Annotated in this window: 17 protein-coding genes and 1 pseudogene; 8 read left to right on the top strand and 10 right to left on the bottom strand. The window is 66.9% G+C overall.

Going from position 1 to position 20,818, the window contains the following annotated elements; genetic code table 11:
* Positions 1–3: 3 nt before the first annotated feature.
* Positions 4–3,951: a surface glycoprotein gene (locus tag EGD98_RS11465; protein WP_220588507.1), complete on the top strand. Its 3,948-nt coding sequence runs from the start codon at positions 4–6 to the stop codon at positions 3,949–3,951.
* A 39-nt stretch (positions 3,952–3,990) separates the two neighbouring features.
* Positions 3,991–5,082, top strand: a complete 1,092-nt coding sequence (locus tag EGD98_RS11460) for a PGF-CTERM sorting domain-containing protein (RefSeq protein ID WP_220588506.1) — start codon at positions 3,991–3,993, stop codon at positions 5,080–5,082.
* Between the two features lie 327 nt (positions 5,083–5,409).
* On the opposite strand, the gene EGD98_RS11455 is transcribed toward EGD98_RS11460, so the two are convergent.
* On the bottom strand, positions 5,410–7,389 hold the full coding sequence (locus EGD98_RS11455; RefSeq protein WP_220588505.1) for a MutS-related protein: 1,980 nt from the start codon (positions 7,387–7,389) through the stop codon (positions 5,410–5,412).
* 104 nt (positions 7,390–7,493) lie between these two features.
* On the bottom strand, positions 7,494–8,228 hold the full coding sequence (locus EGD98_RS11450) for a MinD/ParA family ATP-binding protein (RefSeq protein WP_220588504.1): 735 nt from the start codon (positions 8,226–8,228) through the stop codon (positions 7,494–7,496).
* A 123-nt stretch (positions 8,229–8,351) separates the two neighbouring features.
* Between EGD98_RS11450 and larE the strand changes: the two genes are divergently transcribed.
* Positions 8,352–9,221 carry an ATP-dependent sacrificial sulfur transferase LarE gene (gene larE, locus EGD98_RS11445; protein ID WP_220588503.1) on the top strand — a complete coding sequence of 290 codons (870 nt, stop codon included), beginning with the start codon at positions 8,352–8,354 and terminating at the stop codon, positions 9,219–9,221.
* A gap of 13 nt (positions 9,222–9,234) precedes the next feature.
* Here the strand turns inward: larE and EGD98_RS11440 are convergent, their stop codons facing one another.
* Together EGD98_RS11440 and tatC are read right to left on the bottom strand one after the other, a co-directional pair.
* Positions 9,235–9,852 carry a histidine phosphatase family protein gene (locus EGD98_RS11440; protein WP_220588502.1) on the bottom strand — a complete coding sequence of 206 codons (618 nt, stop codon included), beginning with the start codon at positions 9,850–9,852 and terminating at the stop codon, positions 9,235–9,237.
* Positions 9,849–11,234, bottom strand: coding sequence for a twin-arginine translocase subunit TatC (gene tatC, locus EGD98_RS11435; protein ID WP_236039525.1), 1,386 nt, complete (start codon positions 11,232–11,234; stop codon positions 9,849–9,851). The genes EGD98_RS11440 and tatC overlap by 4 nt, the downstream gene beginning before the upstream one ends.
* Before the next feature lie 140 nt (positions 11,235–11,374).
* Here tatC and EGD98_RS11430 point away from each other — a divergent pair, with 140 nt between their 5' ends.
* The 3 genes from EGD98_RS11430 to EGD98_RS11420 are packed head-to-tail and all read left to right on the top strand — an operon-like array spanning position 11,375 to position 14,495.
* The gene (locus EGD98_RS11430; protein ID WP_220588500.1) at positions 11,375–13,588 is read left to right on the top strand and encodes a twin-arginine translocase subunit TatC; all 2,214 of its coding nucleotides are present in this window, start codon (positions 11,375–11,377) and stop codon (positions 13,586–13,588) included.
* A 45-nt stretch (positions 13,589–13,633) separates the two neighbouring features.
* Positions 13,634–13,810, top strand: coding sequence for a ribbon-helix-helix domain-containing protein (locus EGD98_RS11425; protein WP_220588499.1), 177 nt, complete (start codon positions 13,634–13,636; stop codon positions 13,808–13,810).
* Complete coding sequence (locus tag EGD98_RS11420; protein WP_220588498.1) at positions 13,800–14,495, top strand: queuosine precursor transporter; 696 nt, start codon at positions 13,800–13,802, stop codon at positions 14,493–14,495. Before EGD98_RS11425 ends, EGD98_RS11420 begins: the two co-directional genes overlap by 11 nt.
* Positions 14,496–14,884: 389 nt before the next feature.
* On the opposite strand, the gene EGD98_RS11415 is transcribed toward EGD98_RS11420, so the two are convergent.
* From EGD98_RS11415 to EGD98_RS11390, 6 genes are all read right to left on the bottom strand, one after another.
* Positions 14,885–15,286, bottom strand: a complete 402-nt coding sequence (locus EGD98_RS11415; RefSeq protein WP_220588497.1) for a type II toxin-antitoxin system VapC family toxin — start codon at positions 15,284–15,286, stop codon at positions 14,885–14,887.
* Positions 15,283–15,516 (bottom strand): antitoxin VapB family protein, encoded by a 234-nt coding sequence (locus EGD98_RS11410; RefSeq protein ID WP_220588496.1) that lies wholly within the window; start codon positions 15,514–15,516, stop codon positions 15,283–15,285. Before EGD98_RS11410 ends, EGD98_RS11415 begins: the two co-directional genes overlap by 4 nt.
* A 169-nt stretch (positions 15,517–15,685) precedes the next feature.
* Positions 15,686–16,480: a 23S rRNA (uridine(2552)-2'-O)-methyltransferase gene (locus EGD98_RS11405; RefSeq protein WP_220588495.1), complete on the bottom strand. Its 795-nt coding sequence runs from the start codon at positions 16,478–16,480 to the stop codon at positions 15,686–15,688.
* A 162-nt stretch (positions 16,481–16,642) separates the two neighbouring features.
* A complete protein-coding gene (locus tag EGD98_RS11400; protein WP_220588494.1) occupies positions 16,643–17,440 on the bottom strand; it encodes a DUF6517 family protein in 798 nt (265 codons plus the stop codon).
* Positions 17,437–18,075, bottom strand: a complete 639-nt coding sequence (locus tag EGD98_RS11395; protein ID WP_220588493.1) for a DUF6517 family protein — start codon at positions 18,073–18,075, stop codon at positions 17,437–17,439. Before EGD98_RS11395 ends, EGD98_RS11400 begins: the two co-directional genes overlap by 4 nt.
* Before the next feature lie 278 nt (positions 18,076–18,353).
* Complete coding sequence (locus tag EGD98_RS11390) at positions 18,354–18,965, bottom strand: hypothetical protein (protein WP_220588492.1); 612 nt, start codon at positions 18,963–18,965, stop codon at positions 18,354–18,356.
* A 166-nt stretch (positions 18,966–19,131) separates the two neighbouring features.
* Here EGD98_RS11390 and EGD98_RS11385 point away from each other — a divergent pair, with 166 nt between their 5' ends.
* On the top strand, positions 19,132–19,875 hold the full coding sequence (locus tag EGD98_RS11385) for a DNA polymerase sliding clamp (protein ID WP_220589406.1): 744 nt from the start codon (positions 19,132–19,134) through the stop codon (positions 19,873–19,875).
* Between the two features lie 164 nt (positions 19,876–20,039).
* Positions 20,040–20,792: pseudogene (locus EGD98_RS11380) on the top strand (alpha/beta fold hydrolase); the annotation flags it as partial.
* Positions 20,793–20,818: the final 26 nt, after the last annotated feature.

The raw sequence follows: 20,818 nt of genomic DNA, 5'->3' as shown, positions 1-20,818 counted from the left end.
GATATGACAAGCAATAGCCACGAGAAGTTGCGCGCCGTCTTCCTCTCGGTGCTCATGGTCGTCTCCGTCTTCGGAGCGACCGTAGCACTGAGCGGGAGTGCGGCCGCAGCCGCGAACGAACTCTCTGTGAACCCGAACCCAGCAGGGGACGTGAGTGTCACAGTCAGCGCACAGGCAGGGAACGCAGGAAACGACCTCAGTTTCGCCATCGACAGTGACGGCGACGACGAGATAACCCAGGACGAACAGATCGCCACCGTTACTTCCGACGCTGAAACCGGAGAGGGCTCGACTTCGTTCGTGACGAGTGAGTACGTCTCCGACGGGAACGGTGACTACACAGTCTACGTCGCCGAAGGAAGCGAGTACCCCTCGGCCGTTGCTGACTACGACGAAGCGACGACCCTCACCATCGACGGCGACGTGCCGTCGGTTAGCGGGTACGAAATCACCAACGACGACCCGACGAGCGACTCGGGCGTCGAGGTGACCTTCGGCTCCAACGAGCAACTCGAAACCGTCGAGGCGACGGTGAGCGGGGCCGAGAACGCCACGCTTACGCTCACTGACGAACAGTTCACTGAGACCCGGAACGACGATGGTTCGTACACCTACACGGCGACCTACACCGCCGAAACTGACGGCGAGTACACCATCACGCTCGATACGGCCGCGGACGCGCTCGGTAACGACGGTGCCGATGGACAGAGCGACTCCGTGACCGTCGACACGACCGACCCGGAGGGCAGTATCCCTGTCCCGGCCGAGGAAGTCACCATCAGTGACCCGACCACGGAGACGCTCCAGGTCGGCTACGAGTACACCGACGAGTTCCCGGACATCGCCCAGATTCAGCTCGTCGACAGCGACGATAGTGCGACCTACACCTGGGGCATCCAGGATAGCGATTACGTCGACGACGGGACCAAGAAGACGGTCACGCTCGACCTGACTGACTTCGACAGTTCCAGTGAGGGCGCTGACGGCTCGGCGGTCGAAGACAGCACGTACGCGATTCAGGTCGTCGCGACCGACGAAGTGAGCAACACCAACACCATCAGCCAGGACGGCGAGAACGTCCGCGTCGACACGACGGCACCGGAGTTCTCGAGTCCTGAGCTCGACACGTCGAGTACGGAGTCGACGTTCAGCATCGACATCGACGACAACCCGGCGACCAGCGCGATCGCTGACGACACCACCGGCGTCGACGAGGACTCGGCCGAACTGACGGTCATCCACCTCCGCGACAGCGCCGAAAACGATGTTCTCCTGTCCAACGAGGGCATCGAAAGCGACGGTGTGAGCTGGGACGGTCAGAGCAACACGCTCACGTTCACCCCCGGCGATGCCGGTATCGAGTACCCCGAAGACGGTGACCTCGTCTTCGACGTGGAGGCAGCCGACAACCAGGGCAACCTGGGTGACACCAGCGTGCAGTTCACGGTCAACGCCGAGACGCCGTCGATGACCACCGAGACCGACGCGGCCGACGACACGGTTACCGTCACCTTCTCGGACCCGGTCGACGCCGCTGACGGCGACCTCAGCGCCGACGACTTCACCTACGAAGACGTCAGAGAGGGCGACGCCTCGGCGGTCGACGCAGTGATCGACGAGACGTTCGTCGAGGATAGCGAGGGCGACCAGGCTATCGAGACGGCGACGCTCCGTCTGAACAACGACGTGGGGAGTAACGACCTCGGCAGCGACCTCATCGGCGTGCGTGAAAACGCCATCGTGGACTCCGACGACGCTGACAGCTACGTGAGCGTCGCCGGCGTCCCGCTTTCGGACACCACGGCCCCCGACGCACCGTTCATCACCGCTGGTGACGTCAACATCCAGAACGCTGATAGCTACTCGGTGGACCTCGACCTGCGTACCGCCGAACCCGGCAGCGTCGACGTGACGCTCACCGGACCCAACGGCACCGCTGTGTCACAGACCGACGTCCCTGTCGGTGCGAGCGACACGTTCGTCAGCTTCGACGGTCAGGGAACGCCGTCCGACTTCAACGTCAGTGACCTCGACGACGGCACGGTCACCATCGACGTGACCCGCACCGACGCGGGCGGGAACACGGAAGACGCCTCGACGACGGTGACCAAGGACACCGACGCGCCGTCCATCGACTCGGCACAGGCCGACGCGGGGACGAGCGACGTCTACGTCACCTTCGACGAGGAGGTCGGCTACTTCAACGAATTCGACATCGCGGTCACGGCCGGTGACGGCACCGACATCACCGTCGACGAGGTCGAGGACCTGGGAGACAACGAGTACCGCCTCGAACTCGCCGACGACCTCACCGCCGCTGACTTCGACGATAGCGCGGCCAGTGTCTCGACGTCCGACGTCACCGACCTCGTCGGTAACGACGTCGACAACGAGGCCGACGTCACGGACCGTTCGACCATCGAGTTCACCGGCCTCCAGGCGGAGGTCGACTCGGACCAGGTCACGGTCGAGTTCGACGAGTCGGCGTTCGCGAACGCGGACGCGACCGGCGCGCTGAACGCGAGTGACTTCGCCTACGTCAACAACACCGCCGGCGGCGCGTCCGCCGTCGAGAGCGTCGATCACACCGCCGGTTCCACGACGGCGATTATCACCCTCGATGCCGACGTCGCGAGCAACGAGATCGGTAGCGACAAGATAGCCGTCCTCGCGGACGGCGCGTACGACGCCGTCGGTAACGACATCGCACGGACGTCCATCGCGCTGGGCGACAACGTCGACCCCGTGCTCGATATGTCCGTCGAGCGCGGCGACTCCGACTCGGTGCTTGACATCACCGTCGAGTCCAGCGAACAGCTCAGCAGTCTGGACCTCGATATCGACACGGAGAGCACGACCGCACCCGAGGGCATCTTCCTCGAGCCCGTCTTCGTCGAGGACGTCTTCCCCGGTGTCTCGGACAACTCGGAGACGGAGCTCACCATCGAGAACTTCTCCGCGACGGAGAACGACGACGGCTCCTACACCTACGAGACGACCTACGACGCGCCGCGTGACGGGGAGTACGAGCTGTCCGCGAGCGGTCAGGACGGTGCCGGTAACTCCGGCTTCGACTTCGTCGACGTCGTCGTCGACGAGAAGGATCCGAGCGTCACCGACGCGTACATCGTGAACGCGAACGGGGGAGGAACGGCCATCGCCGTCTCGTTCGACGAGCCCGTCGTCGAAGCGTTCGGTGAGACGCCGACCTTCACCGTCGGCGGTACGGAAGCCGACGTCGTGAGGACCCAAGACAACGTCGTGGTGCTGCGAGCACCGGCGAACTTCCAGACCGGCGACAGTCCGGAAGTCAGCTACGAGTCCGGCGAACTCTTCGAGGCCCACGGTGACGGTGACACGCCACAGGGCTCCACGGTGGTCCACACCACCAAGCTCGACCTCGACGAGGGCCAGAACTTCGTCTCCGTCCCGGCCGCCTCCGGCACGCTCGACGTGAGTGAACTGGAGAGTCAGGTCGGGTCGGACAACATCGAGGTCATCTGGACCTACGAGTCGGGTTCGTGGGAGTCCTACAACCCCGACGCGAGCGAGAACGACTTCACCGAACTCGAAGGCGGCCAGGGGTACATCGTGACCCTGAACTCCGAGGCCGTTGCTGACGTCAACGTCAACAACGTCCCGACCGGTGGCTCGGCCGAGGAAGCGACCCCCGGAGCGCAGTCACTCTCCGAAGGGTGGAACCTCGTCGGCCACTGGCAGGAAGGCGTACAGCCCCAGCCTGTCGCACTCGACACTATCGAGTCCCTGAGTGACGCGACGGCCATCTACGCGCAGGACGGTACTGGCTACCAGTACCAGACCCTCGACCGCGCGCCCTTCGTGCCTGGTGAGGCCTACTGGGTCTTCGTCGAGGACGACGAAGTCTACACCGAGGCCGAGTATCCGAACGAGGGACCGGGATTCGGTGAACCGGTGCGCCAGGTCGACTAACCACCAAACCCAAATTCCAAATTTTTAGTTACATCACTCATGCTACACAATAGTACGGAGAGACGGAGTTTGCGGTATCTGGTGGTCGTAGTCGTCGTGCTCACAGCGTTCGCACCGGCAACTGCCACCGCAGTTCCGAGTCCGCCACACGAGGTGTTCGGGACTGTTACCGACCAGAACGGCAACGCAGTCAGTGACGCGACCGTCACTGTGACCGGCCCCGACGGTAACAGCTACACGGCGACGACGGGCGCCAACGGGTACTACGAAATCTCGGTCCCGGCCGAGGAACAGGAGTCCGGTGACACCCTGACCGTATCGGTCGAAGGCGCGTCGGAAACGACTGCCTTCGCGTCCGGGACGTCCGAACAGCTCGACTTCAGCGTGGACGCCGACACCGGCGGTGAGGACGGGAGCGACCCGTCCTCGCCGGACGACGACAGTGACGCAGGCGGTGGCGGTAGCGTCGGTGGTGGCGACGACGGCGACGATGTCGTCACGGTCACGGCCAGAATCTCGGGGACCAACGCGACCGTCCCCATCGATGGCGAGAGTCTGAGCGAGGTCGGCTTCACCAGCCAGACTAACCTCAGCGCCACGGTCACAATCACCGAACGAACCGGTCCGGTGGCAGAAGGCCCCGCGAACAGGACCTTCGCCACCGGGGCTGACATCGAGTTCATCTTCGGTAGCAGTGACGGCGTCGAGACCGTTCGGATCGGAGTCAAGCAGTCCCGACTCGACGAGCTCGGCGTCACGGCGGACCAGCTGTCGATCTACCACCTGGACGAGACCACCGGTGAGTGGTCGGAACTCGACACGACGGTGGTCGGACAGAACGACCTCCGAGTCGTGCTGGAGGCACAGCCGGACGGCTTCTCCGAGTACGCAGTCTTCGCGACGGACCCGGGGCAGATCGAACCGCCGGGAACGCCGACGCCGGGGACGCCGACACCGGACACGCCGGACGAGGACGGACCGACGTCGGACGGTGAGACGGCCAGCGAAGACACGCCGACCGACGACGAGCCGGAAGCCACGACGGACGGGAGCGGTCCCGGCTTCACCGTCGTGCTCGCGCTGCTCGCGCTCGTCGCGGCCGCGCTGCTGGCCGTCCGACGCGACGACTAACCGACTCGCGACCATTTTTCGTACCGTCGGCCGAAAGCGGTGTTACAGCCCGAAAGCGACCGCGCCGGATACTGGCACTGCCGGTCGCTGTTTCCGGGGTACTTCACAGCGTTCGACGCCCCGCGCTCCCCCTGTCGCTTACGGTTTCACTGTTCGCGTTCGAGGCGTTCCCGACACGGTCGGGAACGTCTCGCGCTACTCCGCGGTTCGCTTCGCTCACCGCGTCGCTTTCGAGGAATATCCCTGCGGTCGATTCCTCGCTTGCTCCGCGGGTCACTCCGTTCCCCGCTCCGCCTCGAGGCGCCTCACTCCGTTCGGCGCCTCGCCCTACTCGAATTTCTCCAGCAACCCGGCGTAGAACCCGTCGCCGTCCTCGGCGAGCTTCTCGACGATGAGCTCCGGTGTCGAGCGGGCCAGCTCCCCCTTCACCGGGGACCGATTCACCCGGAGTTCGCCGTCGACCAGCCCCTCGGCCTGGATTCCGTCGACCGAGAGGTCGGCGTCGGCGGCCTCGACGATGTCCTCGGCGAGGTGGGAGACGAAGACGCCGGCGGCCTCCCGCTCGGTGAGCGACTCGAGGATGCCGGCGATGATGGTCGCGGCGGCGCCCGGCTCGGTGATGGATTCGAGTTCGTCGACCAGCACCAGGACGGGGCGGTCGGCGGTCACGTCGGTGACGAGTTCGCCGAAGTCTCTGAGGGTCGTCTCGAAGGCGCCCGCGTCCAGGGTCCCCTGGGTCTTGGCGTGGTAGTGGAGTTCCGAGATGCGGCCGACACGAGCGGACTCGGCGGGGACTGGCAGCCCCATGTGGGCCAGTATGGTCACCAGCGCGACCAGGTCCAGCGTCGAGGTCTTGCCCCCGCTGTTGACCCCCGAGAGGACGGTGACGCCGTCGACGCGGTAGTCGACGGGTTCGACGTCTTCGAAGGGGACATCGAGCAGCGGCGACCGACCGCCCTCGATGTCGAAGCCGGGCTCGTCGGTCAGTTCGGGTAGCGTGGCCTCGAAGTCGGCGGCGAATCTGGCGACGGCGAGTTCCACGTCGAGTTCGAGTGCGGCATCGACCAGCGCCTGGGCGGCGCCTCGCACGGACGCGAGTTCGTCCGCTATCGCGCGTTTGCGCTGGGTCGCCCGGCGGTCCCGCGTCGCGGTCAGCTCCTCGCGCAACCGCGAGACGACGCGCTCCTCGTGTTCGACCGGGTAGGTCGGCTCGTCGGGGAACGCCCGGCGGGCCATCGCCTCCGTGTCACGCAACTGGAGCGCGTCGACGAGGTGGTCCCGCGCCCGGTCGACCGCGGCGGCGTACTCGTCGGCCAGTTCCCGGTCGAGCAGCGAGTCCACGCCCGCGCCCCGTTCGACCAGCGACAGCAGGTCCGTCCCCTCGATGGTGACGTCCCGCTCCTCGATGGCCGCCCGCAGGTGGTCGTTGGCGACGCTCTCGGCGGCCGAGACGGCGGCGTCGAGGTCGTCCACGGCGGTCGTGAGCCGGTCGAGTTCCTCGTCGCCCCTGACCGAACCGTCCTCGTCGAGCTGGTCGAGTGCTGACGCGAGCGCGTCGAGGTCACAGGGGGCCTCGAGGTCGGCCTCGCGGTGGACCGCGACGGCGGCCCGCACGGCGTCGCGGTTCCGGGCGAAAAAGGTCAGGACGCGCTCGGGGACGACCGACGCGGGCTCTTCCAGGGCGTCGGGTTCGACGCGAACGTCCCCCTCGACGTCGACGCCGGCGAAGGCCTCGTCGAGGACGACGACGGTCGCATAGGAGCGGGCCAGCTCGGCGAGCTGGCGGGCGTCGTCGACGAGTTCGACGCTCACCTCCGGAATCGCGGACTGGGCCGCGGCGTACGTCTCGGCGTCGCCGGTCGCCAGACAGCGGTCCCGGACCCGCACGTCGCCGGGCTCGACGAGTGGTTCGACGCCAGAAAGCGCCTCGCAGACCGCGGGCGTCGGCTCGCGTTCGAGCGCTCGCTCGGTGAACGCCCGGACCTCGTCGATGCGGCTCCGGACGCCGCTGGGATACAGCGTCTCCAGGCGTTTGGCGCCGTAGTCGGTGACGGTGCGCTCCTGGAGCAGGGACAGCGCCGCCTCGTACAGCTCCCGGGTCCGCGGTGTGGCGGCGAAGCCGCCGGGGTCGTCGTGTTCGGCCCGAATCGCGCCGCGTGCGATGTGGGCAGCCCGGCCCTCGCTGATTCCCGGGGCCCGCGAGAGCGCGGCCACGTCCCCCTCGCTCAGGGCCCGCTCGGGGTCGTCGAGTTCGCGCAACGCCTCGGCCGTCTTCGCCCCGACACCCGGTACCGATTCGAGCTCCATCTGTCGGCTCATTCGCGGCCGACGAGAAAAAACCTCCCGTGGTGCCCTGATACGGTCGGCCGGCGTCATCGACGGGGCCGTCGGGAGACGACGGCCTCGTCGCTCTAGTCGTCGCCGACGGCCTGCTCGTCCGCGGCGGCGGTGCCCGCGGCGTCGACCGCGGCCGTGAGCCGCTCGGCGATGTCGCCGTAGGCCGCGGCGACGACCGAGTCCGGGGCCGTGGTGACGACCGGCTCGTCGCCGACGACCTCGGGGGCCTCGGGCACCGCACCGAGCAGCTCGGCCCCCAGTTCGTCGGCGGCCGACGTCGCCGCGGCCGCGTTCGGGACCCGCGTGACGACCACGCCCAGCACGTTGCCGTCGACTGTCTCGACCATCTCCCGGCTCTTTTTCGTGTCCGTCAGCGCCGTCTCGTCGGGCGTCGTCACGAGCACCACGTCGTCGGCCAGTCCGCAGCCCACCATCGTCTCGTGGTCCACGCCGGCGCCGGTGTCGACGATGACGACCTCGAAGCCCGTCTGTAGCCGCTTGATGACGCGGCGCAGCTCCGCGGGCTCGGCGTCCCGTATCTTGCCGATATCGTCGGTGCCCGGAACGACGGCGAACTCACCGTCGTCGTGTATCGCCGCTTCGAGCGACGCGTCGCCGGCCAGCACGTCGTGTAGCGTCGGCTCGTGGTCGACGCCGACGACCCGACCCAGGTTCGTCATCGCGAGGTCGGCGTCGACCACCACGACGTCGTAGCCCCGCCCTGCCAACTCGGTGGCCGTATTGACTGCTGTCGTCGTCTTTCCGACGCCGCCTTTGCCGCTTGCGACCGCGTAACAGTGACCCCGCATCTATCCGATTTGTTTCATGCCATAAGATTAAAAATCCCCAGTATGACGCGTGCAAGACACCGGTCAACGGAGCGGGGCGTTCGACGCGAAGGCGTTTTGCCCGTCCACCCAGTACCAGACCGTATGTCTGCTGTTGTCGAGACCGTCGCCGCCGTTCGCGAGGACCTCGCCGACCGGGACGGCGTTCTCGTCGCGTTCTCCGGGGGCGTCGACTCCAGCGTGGTGGCGGCGCTGGCCCACGACGCGCTGGGCGAGGACGCCGTCGCCTGTACCGCCAAATCCGAGACCCTGCCCGCGGCGGAACTCGACGACGCGGTGCGGGTCGCCGAGGAGATCGGCATCCGCCACGAGCTCGTGGAGTTCTCCGAACTCGATAGTCAGGAGTTCGTCGACAACGACGAGCAGCGCTGCTATCACTGCCGGTCGATGCGCCTGGGCGCGATGTTCGACCGCGCCCGCGAACTCGGTATCGACGTGGTGTGTGACGGCACCAACGCCTCCGACGCCGGCGAGGGCCACCGGCCGGGGCTGCGCGCCGTCGAGGAACTGGACGCCTACTCACCGCTGCTGGAACACGGCATCGAGAAAGACGAGGTCCGGGCGATTGCCCGCGAATACGACCTCTCCGTGGCCGACAAACCCTCGATGGCGTGTCTCTCATCGCGCATCCCGACGGGACTTTCCGTGACCGAGGAACGCCTCTCCCGCGTCGAGAAGGCCGAACGCCTGCTGCGAACCTGGGGCTTCGAGCAGTTCCGGGTCCGGGACCACGACGGGCTGGCGCGTATCGAGGTGGGCGAGAGCGAGCTAGAGGCGGCGCTCGACCCCGACTTCGTCCGGGCGGCCCGTGACCACATCGGGGACTGTGGCTTCGACCACGTGACGCTGGATTTACACGGCTATCGGACAGGAAGTGTGAGCCCCGAAGATGCGGAACAGGGCGAGGACGTGGTGAGCGACGTGTTCGACGCCGACTACCCGAGCGCGGAGTGAGCGGGCGGCGTCCTCAGTCGCGCCACGGCGTGGCGCCGTAGCGGACCAGCTCGGGCGTCCCGTCGAGTCCGACCTCGGTGACCGAACAGTTCGGCGGCGAGGACTGCGCCAGTGTCGCCTGCGGGTCCCGGGCGGTCAGTATCGCCCGGACCAGCTTCAACACGCCGCCGTGCGTGACGGCGACGGCCGTCTCGCCGTCGGCCACCGTGTCGGTGAGGCCGTCCCAGGCGCGCTCGACGCGGTCGCGGAAGTCCGTGACGGACTCCCCGTTCAGCGGGTCGACCGCGAGGGTGAGAAAGCTCTTCGAGCGGTCGTGGTCGGGGAAGCGGTCGGCCATTTCCTCGGCCAGAAAACCCTGATAGACGCCGAACCCGCGCTCGCGGAGCGACGGGTCGAACGCTGGGGACGGCAGCCCGTCGGCCGTCTCGCGGACAGCCGCGGTAGTGGCTCGGGTCCGTTCGAGGTCCGAAGACAGCACGCGGTCGACAGTGTGGGCCCCGCCGAGCCACGCACCCAGCGCTCGGGCCTGCTCGCGACCGCGGTCGGTCAACCCCGTCGCGGCCCACCCCTGGACCCGCCCCTCGCGGTTCCAGTGTGTCTCGCCGTGGCGCACGAGCAGCAATGTTGTCATTCCTCGCTACCCTCACTCGACCCGCGCCGGACGACGAGCAGGCTGCCCTCGAAGAGTAGCAGCAGCGCGACGGCGGTCCCGGCGGCGGCCGAGAGCGGCAGACCGAACTGGTCGACCAGCCGGAACAGCGTCGGGTCGGGCGTCGAGAGGTAGCCGACGACGATGGCGACCGTCCAGACCGGCAGCCGGACCCGGCGGAGGCCGCGCCACAGCTTCGCGCTGCCGTAGTAGTTCTTGTTGAGATAGGCCGTCAGCTCGAACAGGCCGATGATGCCCCCGCCGACGACGATAGACGGGGCGAAGCCGATGGCAGCGAGCGGCCCCGTGAGCGCGCTCGGCAGGGCGCCGTAGTAGCCCGTCGGCACCGGCAGCGGGCTGAGGACGTAGCCGACGAGCGCAAAGAGGAGGTAGGCGTAGGGGCGACGGTTCACCAGGGTCTCGCTCGACGGGATTGGCGAACTGGTGCCGGTCCACTTCAGCAGGAGCAACGTTCCCTCGAAGAGCCCGATCATGGTCACCGCGACCATCAGCGGCGCCATCCCGGTCGGGTCCGGGCTGAAGACGAAGGCGATAGCCGCGAACGCACCCCAGAAGTAGAGGCGGCGCTGGACCAGCCACTGCCGGGTCACGAGACCCATCATGATGGCCAGCATCACGAAGAGCGGAATCTGGAAGACGATGGCGAAAAAGCCCAACATCAGGATGATGAGGTTGAACGTTTCGCTCAGGCCGAAGGCGAGGTCGGCGGCGCGGTCCGAATAGGTGATGAAGTAGTCGAACATCGCCCGCAGGACGAGGAAGTACGCGAAGGCGACGCCGACCGCCGCGAGCACCAGACTCGTCGGCACCGCGGCCAGGTAGTAGCGGCGCTCGTTGGGGTACAGTCCCGGGCGCATGAACAGATAGGTCTGGTAGACGAAGACGGGCAGAGCAACGATGAGACCCACCAGCGAGGCGACCTTCAGTCGCGCGAGAAGGAGCGCGAGCGGGCTGTAAACGTGGGGGCAGTCCGCGCCGGACGGGCCGGCCGCCTGGCCGCCCTGGGCGGCGTCGACGGCGATGCGGGCGCAGTTCTCCGCCGGCCCGTCGAGGAAGGAGTACCAGAGGAAGTTGATGAGTTCGTCCGAGTACGGCAGGGCGAGGACGGCGACCCCGGCCATCACGGCCAGGACGATGAACAGCCGCGTGGCCATCTCCTCGACGTGGTCGGCCAGGGGCATCTCCTCGTCGTCAGGCGCCCCGTCGAACTCCCCGCCCGACCCCGCTGGCTCCGGGGCCGGCGCGCTCTCGGTCGTCGACGGGGCCGATCCCGCGTCGGCCGCCGGCGTCGGGGACCCGGGCATCTCCAGGTTGGGATAGACATCGCTCTCGCGGCGTGGCATCTCCCACTCGCGGTCGTCCCCGTCGGTCCCGTCGGCCATCTGTGACGGGCTTAGACGGAGGCTGTTGTAAACTTTCTTTTCGAGCGAGGGGCGCGGGCCATGAACAAATTGATAACAGTCAGTCGGCTACCACCGAGCAGATGTCTAGCGCCATCGACGAGGACACGGTCCGCACAGTCCAGAGCGGCCGTGAGACGCTGGGGGCGATGCTTTCGGCCGCCCAGTCGAACCTGCAGAAGGTCTTTATCGTCTTCGTCGTCGGCATGATCGGGACCATCCTTGCGCTGCAGTACGGGGTCTGGGACCGCCTGCGGGCGGACCTGCTGTACTCCCAGATGGACCTGACGACCTCGCAGGCGACGAACATCGTCGCCGTGACGCCTTTCGACGTCATCCTCTTGCAGGTGAAAATCGGGGCCGTCATCGGGATTCTGATGTCGCTGCCGCTGCTCATTTTCTTCGGTCGAGACGGGCTTCGGCGCCGGGGCTGGTGGCCCACCGAACACATCCCCGCCTGGAAGGGCGCGCTGTTCGTTATCACCGCGCTGGGACTGTTCGCCGTCGGCGTCGCCTACGCCTACGAGCTGTTCTTCCCCATCATGTTCAACTTCCTGGCCGGCAACGCGCTGGCCGCCGGCTTCACCCCGCAGTACTCCATCGTCAAGTGGTTCCAGTTCGTCTTCCTGCTGGCAGTTTCCTTTGGTCTAGCGGCCCAGCTCCCGCTCATGATGACGGTGCTCTCGTATACGGGCATCGTCCCCTACGAGACGTTTCGCGAGAAGTGGCGCCTGGCCGTGCTCGCTATCTTCGGCTTCGGGGCGCTGTTCTCGCCGCCGGACCCGTTCACCCAGATTATGTGGGCCCTGCCGCTGTGTGGGCTCTACGGCTTCAGCCTCGCGCTCTCGAAACTCGCGGTGACGATCAAGCGCTCGGGCGACCTCATCAGCACCCGCCGGGTCGCCCGCGAGCAGTGGAACACCGTCCTCGGGGCGGCCGTCCTGAGCGGCGGCGCGATGTACCTCCTCCTGACCACGTCGGCCTTCGAGGCGCTCCGGGCCGTCGACGCCGCCGCCGCGCCCTATTCGAGCAGCCTGAAGGGGAACCTCGCCCGTCCCGACCTCTTCGGCCTCTCGACGACCGAGACCGCCCTCGCCATCGGCGCCGTCGTCGGGGTCGCGGGCGCGGCGGTCGTTCTGTACTACCACGTCCTGCAGGCGCTCTCCGAGAGCGCCGTCCCCACCGGCCGGCGTCACGGCGACCCGACGGCCATCGACATCGGCGAACTGGACGCCTCGGCGGTCAGGGTCGCGCCCGAGGAGGCCTTCGAGGTCATGACCGAGGAGGAGGCGCTGAACCACGCCGACCGGGCGCTGTCGAACGACGACCAGGAGAAGGCCCAGGCCGTCCTCGACCGCTGGGACGCCGTCCACGAGGACGGCGGGCCCGAAAGCGAAACGGGCGGGGAGGGGGCGGCCTCCGAGGCCGAGGACCAGTCCGAGGACGGCGGTGGCATCTTCACCTCGACCACGGCCGGGATGGCCGACGCCTTCACCGAAGAGGAGACCACCGAGGACGACATCGGCGGCTACTACTACGACATCCGCTTCATCCTGGATTCGCTGCTGTCGAAGGCGTTCTGGATAATGGGCGTGTTCGGGGCCGTGCTGGCCGGCGTCTTCCTCTTCCTCTACCAGGGTGGTATCGGCGCAATCCGGGAAGTGTTCGTCAGCCGCCTCCCCGAGGGGATGCGCGCCGGCGTGAACATCGTGACCCTGCACCCCGTCGAGCACCTCGTGTTCATCGTGAAGTTCTCGACCATCATCGGCGCCGTCTCGGTGATTCCGCTGGTCGCGTACTTCGCGTGGCCGGCGCTGAAAGAGCGCGGACTCGTCGTCGGCGACCGGAAGATACTGCTGGTCTGGGGCGGGTCGCTGTTTGGCGCGCTCATCGTCGGCAGTCTCGTGGGCTTTCTCTACGTCGCGCCGGTGACCATCTCGGCCATCGCCCGCGACCAGCTGCAGGCCAACATGATAATCTCCTACCGCATCAGCAGCTTCGGCTGGCTCGTGTTCTTCCTCACGGTCGGCATCGGCCTGCTCGCGGAGATACCCATCACGATGTTCCTGTTCCATCGGGGCGGCATCGTCCCCTTCACGCTGATGTACGAGCGGTGGCGCGAGGTCGTCATCGGTATCATCACCCTCTCGGCGATTCTGTCTCCCCAGGGCATCTTCACCATGTTCCTGGTCGGCATCCCCGTCTCGCTTGCGTACCTTCTGGGGCTGGCTATCCTGTGGGTGTACACGCTGGGCGGGCGCCGCGCGCCCAAGAGCCGGGGCGAGCCGGCCGATTAGGACCGACAGCGAGCGATTTAAGCCGAGTCAGAATATTCTCACGGTATGCCCAAGATAAGCGTCGAAGTGCCCGCCGAACTCCTCGATGACCTCGACGACCACGTCGGGGAGGACGGGAAGTTCGTCAACCGCAGCGAGGCCATCCGGGCCTCCATCCGCAAGACGCTCGATATGCTCGACGACATCGACGAGCGACAGGGACGGCTCGACGATGAGCAGTAGCGGCGAGGACCCCCTGCGAATCGGGCTCGTCGCCCTGTTCGTCACGTCGCTGGTGGTCGCACAGTTCACCGCCTCGAAGCTGCTTGCCTTCTCGCTCCCAGTTGCGCTCCCGGTCGTCGGCGCCCAGCTTGTGATGCCCGGCTCGGCGGTAGCCTACGCGCTGACGTTCTTCGCCTCCGATAGCTACACGGAGCTGTACGGCCGCCGGGCCGCGACCATCGTCGTCAACGTCGGCTTCGCGATGAACTTCGTGTTGCTGGGGCTTGTCTGGAGCACTATCTACGCGCCAGGCCTCCCCGCGGCCGCACAGCCCATCGAGCCGGCGGCGTTCCGGCAGGTGCTCGCAGCGAGTACGGGCATCGTCGCCGCCAGCCTCGCGGCCTACGTCGTCTCCCAGAACTGGGACGTGTTCGTCTTCCACGCCATCGGCGAGTTCACCGACGGTGACCACCTCTGGCTGCGCAACATCGGCTCCACAGCGTCGAGCCAGCTGCTCGACACTGTAATCTTCATCGGCGTCGCGTTCGTCGTCTTCGGGGACGTCTCGCTGTCGGGCGCGCTGGCGCTGGTCATCGGCCAGTACCTCCTGAAACTCGCCATCGCACTGGTCGACACCCCCTTCGTCTACGCCGTGGTCGCCTTCGCCCGCGGTCGGGAGCAGGCCGCTCGGCCGTCGCCGTGGTGAGCGAGGGTTCGACTGAAAGGAGAACCCTCGACGGAACGGCGAACGGAGTGAGCCGTGGAGCAAGCGAGACATCGACCAGAGAGGGACCGAAGGTCCCCCAAGCAGTCGGGCGGCAAAGCCGCCCGACGACGAGGGGAGGTGTCTCGGATTGCGAGCGGGGAAAGCGAGGCGCGAAGCGCCTCGAAGGCGAGCGGCAGCGCCGCGAGCCCGCAGTGACCCGCAAGCAGTAGCGAGGCCGACCGCAGGGAGGCCTCGAAAGCGATGCGGCGACCGACGGGAGCCGCAGAGCAGTAGCGAGACGATGAGCGGAGCGAATCGTCTCGAAGCGGAGCGGTGACCGCAGGGAACCGCGTAGCAGCAGCGAGGAACCGAACGTACTGAGAGACAAGCTAGGCTATCACGTCGACGTCGAGCAACTGCCGGACCGGCTCGTTCTCGAAATCACCCTTGTCCAGGGTCACGAACGTCGCGTCCAGATCGTGGGCGTGTGACGCGATGAGGAGGTCACGCATCGCTAGTTCTCTGTCCTGGGTCGCTAGATTCGCTTCGACGGCCGTCGCCGTCAGCCCGGCGCTCTCGGTGAACGGTTCGATGCCGTCGAGCACCTTCGACAGCCACGCGTGGACCGCCTGACTGTTCGACCGCCGCGCGGCCGGTCTGAAGAACTCGAACACGACGAGCGAGGACGTGACGAACTGGTCGTCAGCGTGTCGCTGCAGGTACGGGACGACCTCAGGATGGTCGTCGGGATGTCCCCATTTTGCCAGAACGTTGGTGTCTAGCAGTTTCATTCGGTCTCGCCCGATTCCATCTCCAGCGACGCGCCGACCTGTTCCGACGACTCCGTCACCGCGTCGGCGAAGTCGGCGTCGAGTCCGCCTGCGAGTGCCGCTATCTGTTCGTCGGTAGTCGGTGAATCGGTGAGTCGGAGCACGACGTCGCTGAAGCTCTCCCCCTCGCGCTTTGCCGCACGGAGTCGGTCGTATGCCTCATCCCTGAGTGATATCGTCGTCGTCCCCATGCATGTACGTACGTGCATGGAGTCGTAAATTCTTTCGCCGAACGACGGGCCGTGGCCAGTGCCGCAGTGACCGCTACAGATAGGCCCTGAAAAAACGACCACCGGGAATCTACTCGACGGCTCGCTCCGCTCACCGTCTCGGGGTTCTCCCTGCAGTCGCGGACCCCGCTTACTCGGCCGGCTGCCCGAACGCGAAGCGCGGTTTCACGTCGTCGATACGCACCTCGACCGTCTCGCCTTCCTCGACGCCGCTGACGAAGACGGTGAAGCCGTCGACCTTCGCGATGCCGTCGCCCTCCTCGCCCATGTCGTCGATAGTCACCTCGACCACGTCGCCCTCGCGGACCGGCGCAGTCAGGCGGTGTTTCGCGACCAGATACAGCTCCGAGGACGAATCGCGGGAGGCGTCCGGGCGGATCTCGCGGACGTACTCGAACTCCGGCTCGATGTCGGCTTTCAGGTCCTGCAGGTCCTGGCCGTCGAACACCTTCGCCGCGAAGTCCCCGCCCGAGTCGAGCAGGTCGGTCGCGACCTCGAAAGCCTGCCGGACCAGGTGAACCGAGCGGGCGTGGTCGAGGTCGTAGTCGCCACTCATGTTCGGCGCCATGTCCGAGATGACCACGTCGACGGGGCCGCCGCGTTCGTCGGTGGTTCCGCCGACGACGTCCCGTACTTTCTGTTTCGTCGACTCCTCGGTCATGTCCCCGCGGACGTACTCGACGGACGGCTCGGGGTCCGCCAGGTGCTCGATGCGCTGGCGGTCGACGCCGACGACGGTGCCCCGTTCGCCCACTTCCTCGGCGGCGACCTGCAGCCAGCCGCCCGGAGCCGCACCGAGGTCGACGACGGTGCGCCCGTCGCCGAGTAGGCCCGCGGTCTCGTCTAGCTGCTTGAGCTTGTACGCCGACCGGGCGCGGTAGCCCTGTTGCTTGGCCTTGTTGTAGTATTCGTCCTTACCGGACATCTCAGTGCACCTCTCGCTGTTCGCACGAAGAATCGTTCATAGACATATCGAGGCCGCGGACGCTCAAATGGGTGCCGACTCGTGGTCTGTGGTGGCGAGTGAGTCGTGACCGCGTGCGCTCAAGATGGTAAGCGCACCGAAAACGACCGTCTCGCTGTCCGGTCAGGCCAGCGAGAGGTCCCCGAGTGCCGTCGCCGCGAGGTCGGCGCTGGTCGTGACACCGGCGTCGGTGATGAGGGTGATGTTCTCGCCCACACTGACAATGCTATTCGCCTCGTCCCCGACGAGGTCCGGCACCGACATCCCCGACAGTAGCGCCGTGCCCGGTGGAGTGGCGTTGCTCTCGCTCAAGCTGTACATGGCGCGGTGCTGGACGGTGACGCCGAAGGCGATGTCGTCACCGGTCTCGGTCGTCGCGAGGTTGATGAGTAGCGTCCGTGGAATCTCGGAGTCGCTGGTCGTCACGTAGCCGACGTAGCTCCGCATGGGCGTCTGGTTCCCGAGGAACGTCACCGACCGCGAGGCGACTTCGGCCGGGGCGACCACCCACGAGAGGTTCGAGCCGAGCCCGGCGGCCTCGCGGATGCCCGACTCTTCGAGATACTCGGCGCCGTCGGCGGTGACGAATTCGTTCTCGTCGACCTCCGAGAGGGGATTCAGCGACCGGCCGCCCACCGACGCCGACGGCGTGGTGAACACCGCGACTGTCGTCTGGGTGTTCTCGGCCCAGTCGGTGTCGAGGTAGTTCCAGTATATCTGATACATAAAGGGCAGGCTCGGGGTAGGTTGGGTGTCGATTGTCGTCGAGCCGATTGTGATGTCGCCGTCGTCACCGCGGTTGCCCTCGCCCAGTCCGAGAGTGTTGGGTGTGGGGTCCTCTCTGGATATCGTGTCGAGTGGCCTTATGACGGGGCTATTGTTAGGGGCAGTCAGGAACAGCGGGCCAACACCGTGGCTCATTGGTCACCCTCCGAGACGAACGCGAGTCCAGCCGGCGCGAACGACTCGCCCTCGGCGTACGGGACCGGCGGGTCGAACGTGACCTCGCCGTCGGTCACCCGGTCACCGAAGTCGATGTCGGCCATCGGAGTCGCCGAGATGACGCGGTCCGGCTCGCCGTCGGTATCGGGGACCAGTAGCGTCGTCGATTCGGTCGGCATCAGGTCGAACTGGTCGCCCTCGGCGGGCGTGATGCCCTCGCCGTCGATGACGTCCGAGCCCCGAACCGCTCGCACTGGCGTGTTGTCCGACCACTGGGCCATCGTCGAGTCGCTCTCGGTCCAGCGCTCCTCCTCGGTGGGGTCGGGTTCCGACTCGGCGTTCGCAAACACCGTGAGCTTGCTCTCGGCGGTCACGGAGCCCGAGACGCCGAAGGCCTCCTGCTCGGCCTTGTTCGTGAACGTCTTGGTCTCGCCCTGTTCGAAACCGAGGCCGGCCATCGTATCGCCCATCTGCACGTCGCTCGCGGTGACGGTCCGGTTCGTCAGACCGCCACAGCCCGCGAGGCCGGCCGCGCCGGCGACACCAGCCGCCAGGAGGAGTTTTCGCCGGGAGAGTGTTGCAGATGCTTTATATTCGCTACGTTGACTATCCATGCAGTATAAATGCTTTAAAGGTATATAACCGTATGTATATGGGCAGTCCCGGTTGCAGCAGCGCCGTGGCGGCCGCCCGTCACCGCTCGGAGGGACACTGACGGTTCGCTTGGGACTTGCCGGCCCGCTATCGCTGGCGCATACTGCTTTCTGTACGTTCGTAGAGATACTCGACGCCCGGGGGTGTCGAATTCCGTCAGTTCGGTACAGCCAGCAGTATCAGGTGACCGATTCGGCGGTATGACGGCGACGAGCCCACTCACAGCGGAGCCCGAGAACTACCCTCGACGCTGGCCGTAGAGCCACCCGCCGCCCAGCAAGCCCGCCAGCCCGCTCGCGACGCCCACTCCCGGACCGGCGGCCCCGACCCCGCCACCGTCGCCCTGGTTCTCGGGGTTCGGCGTGAAATCCCGGCTCCGAAGCTGGGCCAGGTTGACGCCGGTCTGTTCGAGATAGATGCCCAGATAGCCGCTCTCGCACTGCTCGCGGTCGTTGATGATAAAGAGCATCCCCGGCTCGACGTCGACACGGTCGTCGAGATACAGCGTTATCTGGGTCTGCTCGGGGTCGGCCTCGCGGTCGATGAGCTGGGCGTCGTAGGCCAGCGTCTCGTCGTTGCTCCAGTCGACGAAGTCACACTGGTCGGCGACACTGGCCTCGGTCGGGTCGACGCCCGGCCCGATGTGGACGAAAAAGCCCGTCACTGACTGGCCGTACTGTTGCTGTTCGGGGATGACGGCCTTCTGTTGCCCGCCCTGGCTGCCACCGCCGGTCTCTGTCTGGCCCGCAGCGACACCGGCGGTCCCGACAGCGCCGATGCCGGCGACCGACTGCAACACCGCTCGTCGGCACCACCGGCGGCGCTCCCCGTCGTCGGCTGGGTCGCTCATGTCACTCTCCTTATCGAGCCGCCCGCATACGAGCGGTGCCTGCGTCTGCAACCGCTCCGGCCCGCTACTGGCCCCGGTCACGGTCGGGGCGTGGGCCGACGCTGCCCGCGCGCACGCGGATTCAATGAGGGACTTTTTAATGCATGGGGGCGTAGCCCGGTTCAAGATGTTCAACGCCATCGTGAGTGCGGACACGCTCAAGTCGGCTCTCGACTCAGTGAGCGTGCTGGTGGACGAGTGCAAGATCCACCTCGAAGACGACGGGCTAGAGATTCGGGCGGTGGACCCGGCCAACGTCGGCATGGTCGACCTGCGACTCGACGCAGCGGCCTTCGAGTCCTACGAGACCGACGGCGGCCTCATCGGCGTCAACCTCTCCCGGCTGGAAGATATCGCCGGGATGGCCGACTCGGGCCAGCTCGTCCACCTCGAACTCGACGAAGAGACCCGCAAGCTCCACATCGCCATCGACGGCCTCGAATATACGCTCGCGCTCATCGACCCCGACTCCATCCGCCAGGAGCCCGACCTCCCCGATCTGGATCTGTCCTCCCACATCGTCATCGAGGGGAAGGATATCAACCGGTCGGTGACCGCGGCGGACATGGTCAGCGACCACATCGCGCTGGGCGTCGACGCGACCGACGAGCTGTTCTACGTCGACGCCGAGGGCGACACAGACGACGTCCACCTCGAACTGACCCAGGAGGACCTCATCGACCTCACGCCCGGCGACGCCCACTCCCTGTTCTCGCTCGACTACCTGAAGAACATGAACAAGGCCATCCCGAAAGACGCCGAGGTCGAGATGGAACTTGGCGAGGAGTTCCCCGTCAAGATGCACTTCGACTTCGCCGAGGGCCAGGGACGGGTCACCTACATGCTCGCCCCGCGCATCCAGAGCGACTAGACGCGAGGCTCAGCCTTTTTTGCTGGCGTCCGGTACGATGGCGTATGGCTTCCGCCGAATCGATTGCCGGTGACTGGGCGACCGAGCCCGAGTTCCTCGACCGCGGCGGCCGACAGCTCGCCTACGCGAGCTAAGGCGACCCGGCGGGGCGTCCCGTCCTCTTCTGTCACGGGATGCCCGGCTCGCGGCTGCTGGGCCGCCTGCTTTCCGCCGCCGCGGCCGAGCGCGACATCCACCTCGTCGCCCCCGACCGGCCTGGCATCGGCGACTCCGACGACGCCGACGGCGGTATCGACGACTGGCCCGACGACGCCGCCGCGCTGCTTTCCCACGTCGACGCCGACCGAGCCGGCGTGCTGGGCTTCTCCGGCGGTGCCCCCTTCACCCTGGCCTGCCACCGGCTGGACGCTGTCGAGGGTGTGACCCTCGTCAGCGGGGTGGGCCCGCCTGGCGTCGGCGAGACGGGACGAACCCAGCAGGCGATGGGGGCACTGGCCCGGTCGGTTCCGTGGCTCTGCTCGCCGCTCGTCCGGCTCCAGCGGCGGATACTCGCCCGGCAGGACCCCGAGGCAGCGCTGGACCTGGTGGCCCAGGCGCCGCCCGAGACCGATGCGCTCTCGGCCGACGACATCGCCCGACTCGTCAAGGCCGACGTGCTGGCGGCGACCGCGGGCGGGCCCTCGGGCTTCGTCCGGGAACTTGGCCTGCTCGCCCAGCCGTGGCCCCTCGACCTCGCGGACGTGTCGGTTCCAGTCACCGTCGTGCAGGGCCAGCATGACACCAACGTCGCACCCGAGACCGGCGAGGCACTCGCCCAGCGTCTCCCCGAGGCCGACCTCGTTCGGGTCGACAGCGACCATCTGGGGTCCCTCTGTGTGGCCGCCGGCCACGCGTTACGCGGTCCGACGCCCGTCTGACGTACCGTTTTGTGGGTCGGGATACA

Source organism: Haloarcula salinisoli (assembly GCF_019599405.1).
Classification (GTDB): Archaea; Halobacteriota; Halobacteria; order Halobacteriales; family Haloarculaceae; genus Haloarcula; species Haloarcula salinisoli.
Note: the sequence above shows the minus strand (reverse complement) of the source record. Positions and strands in the feature narration are given on the sequence as shown.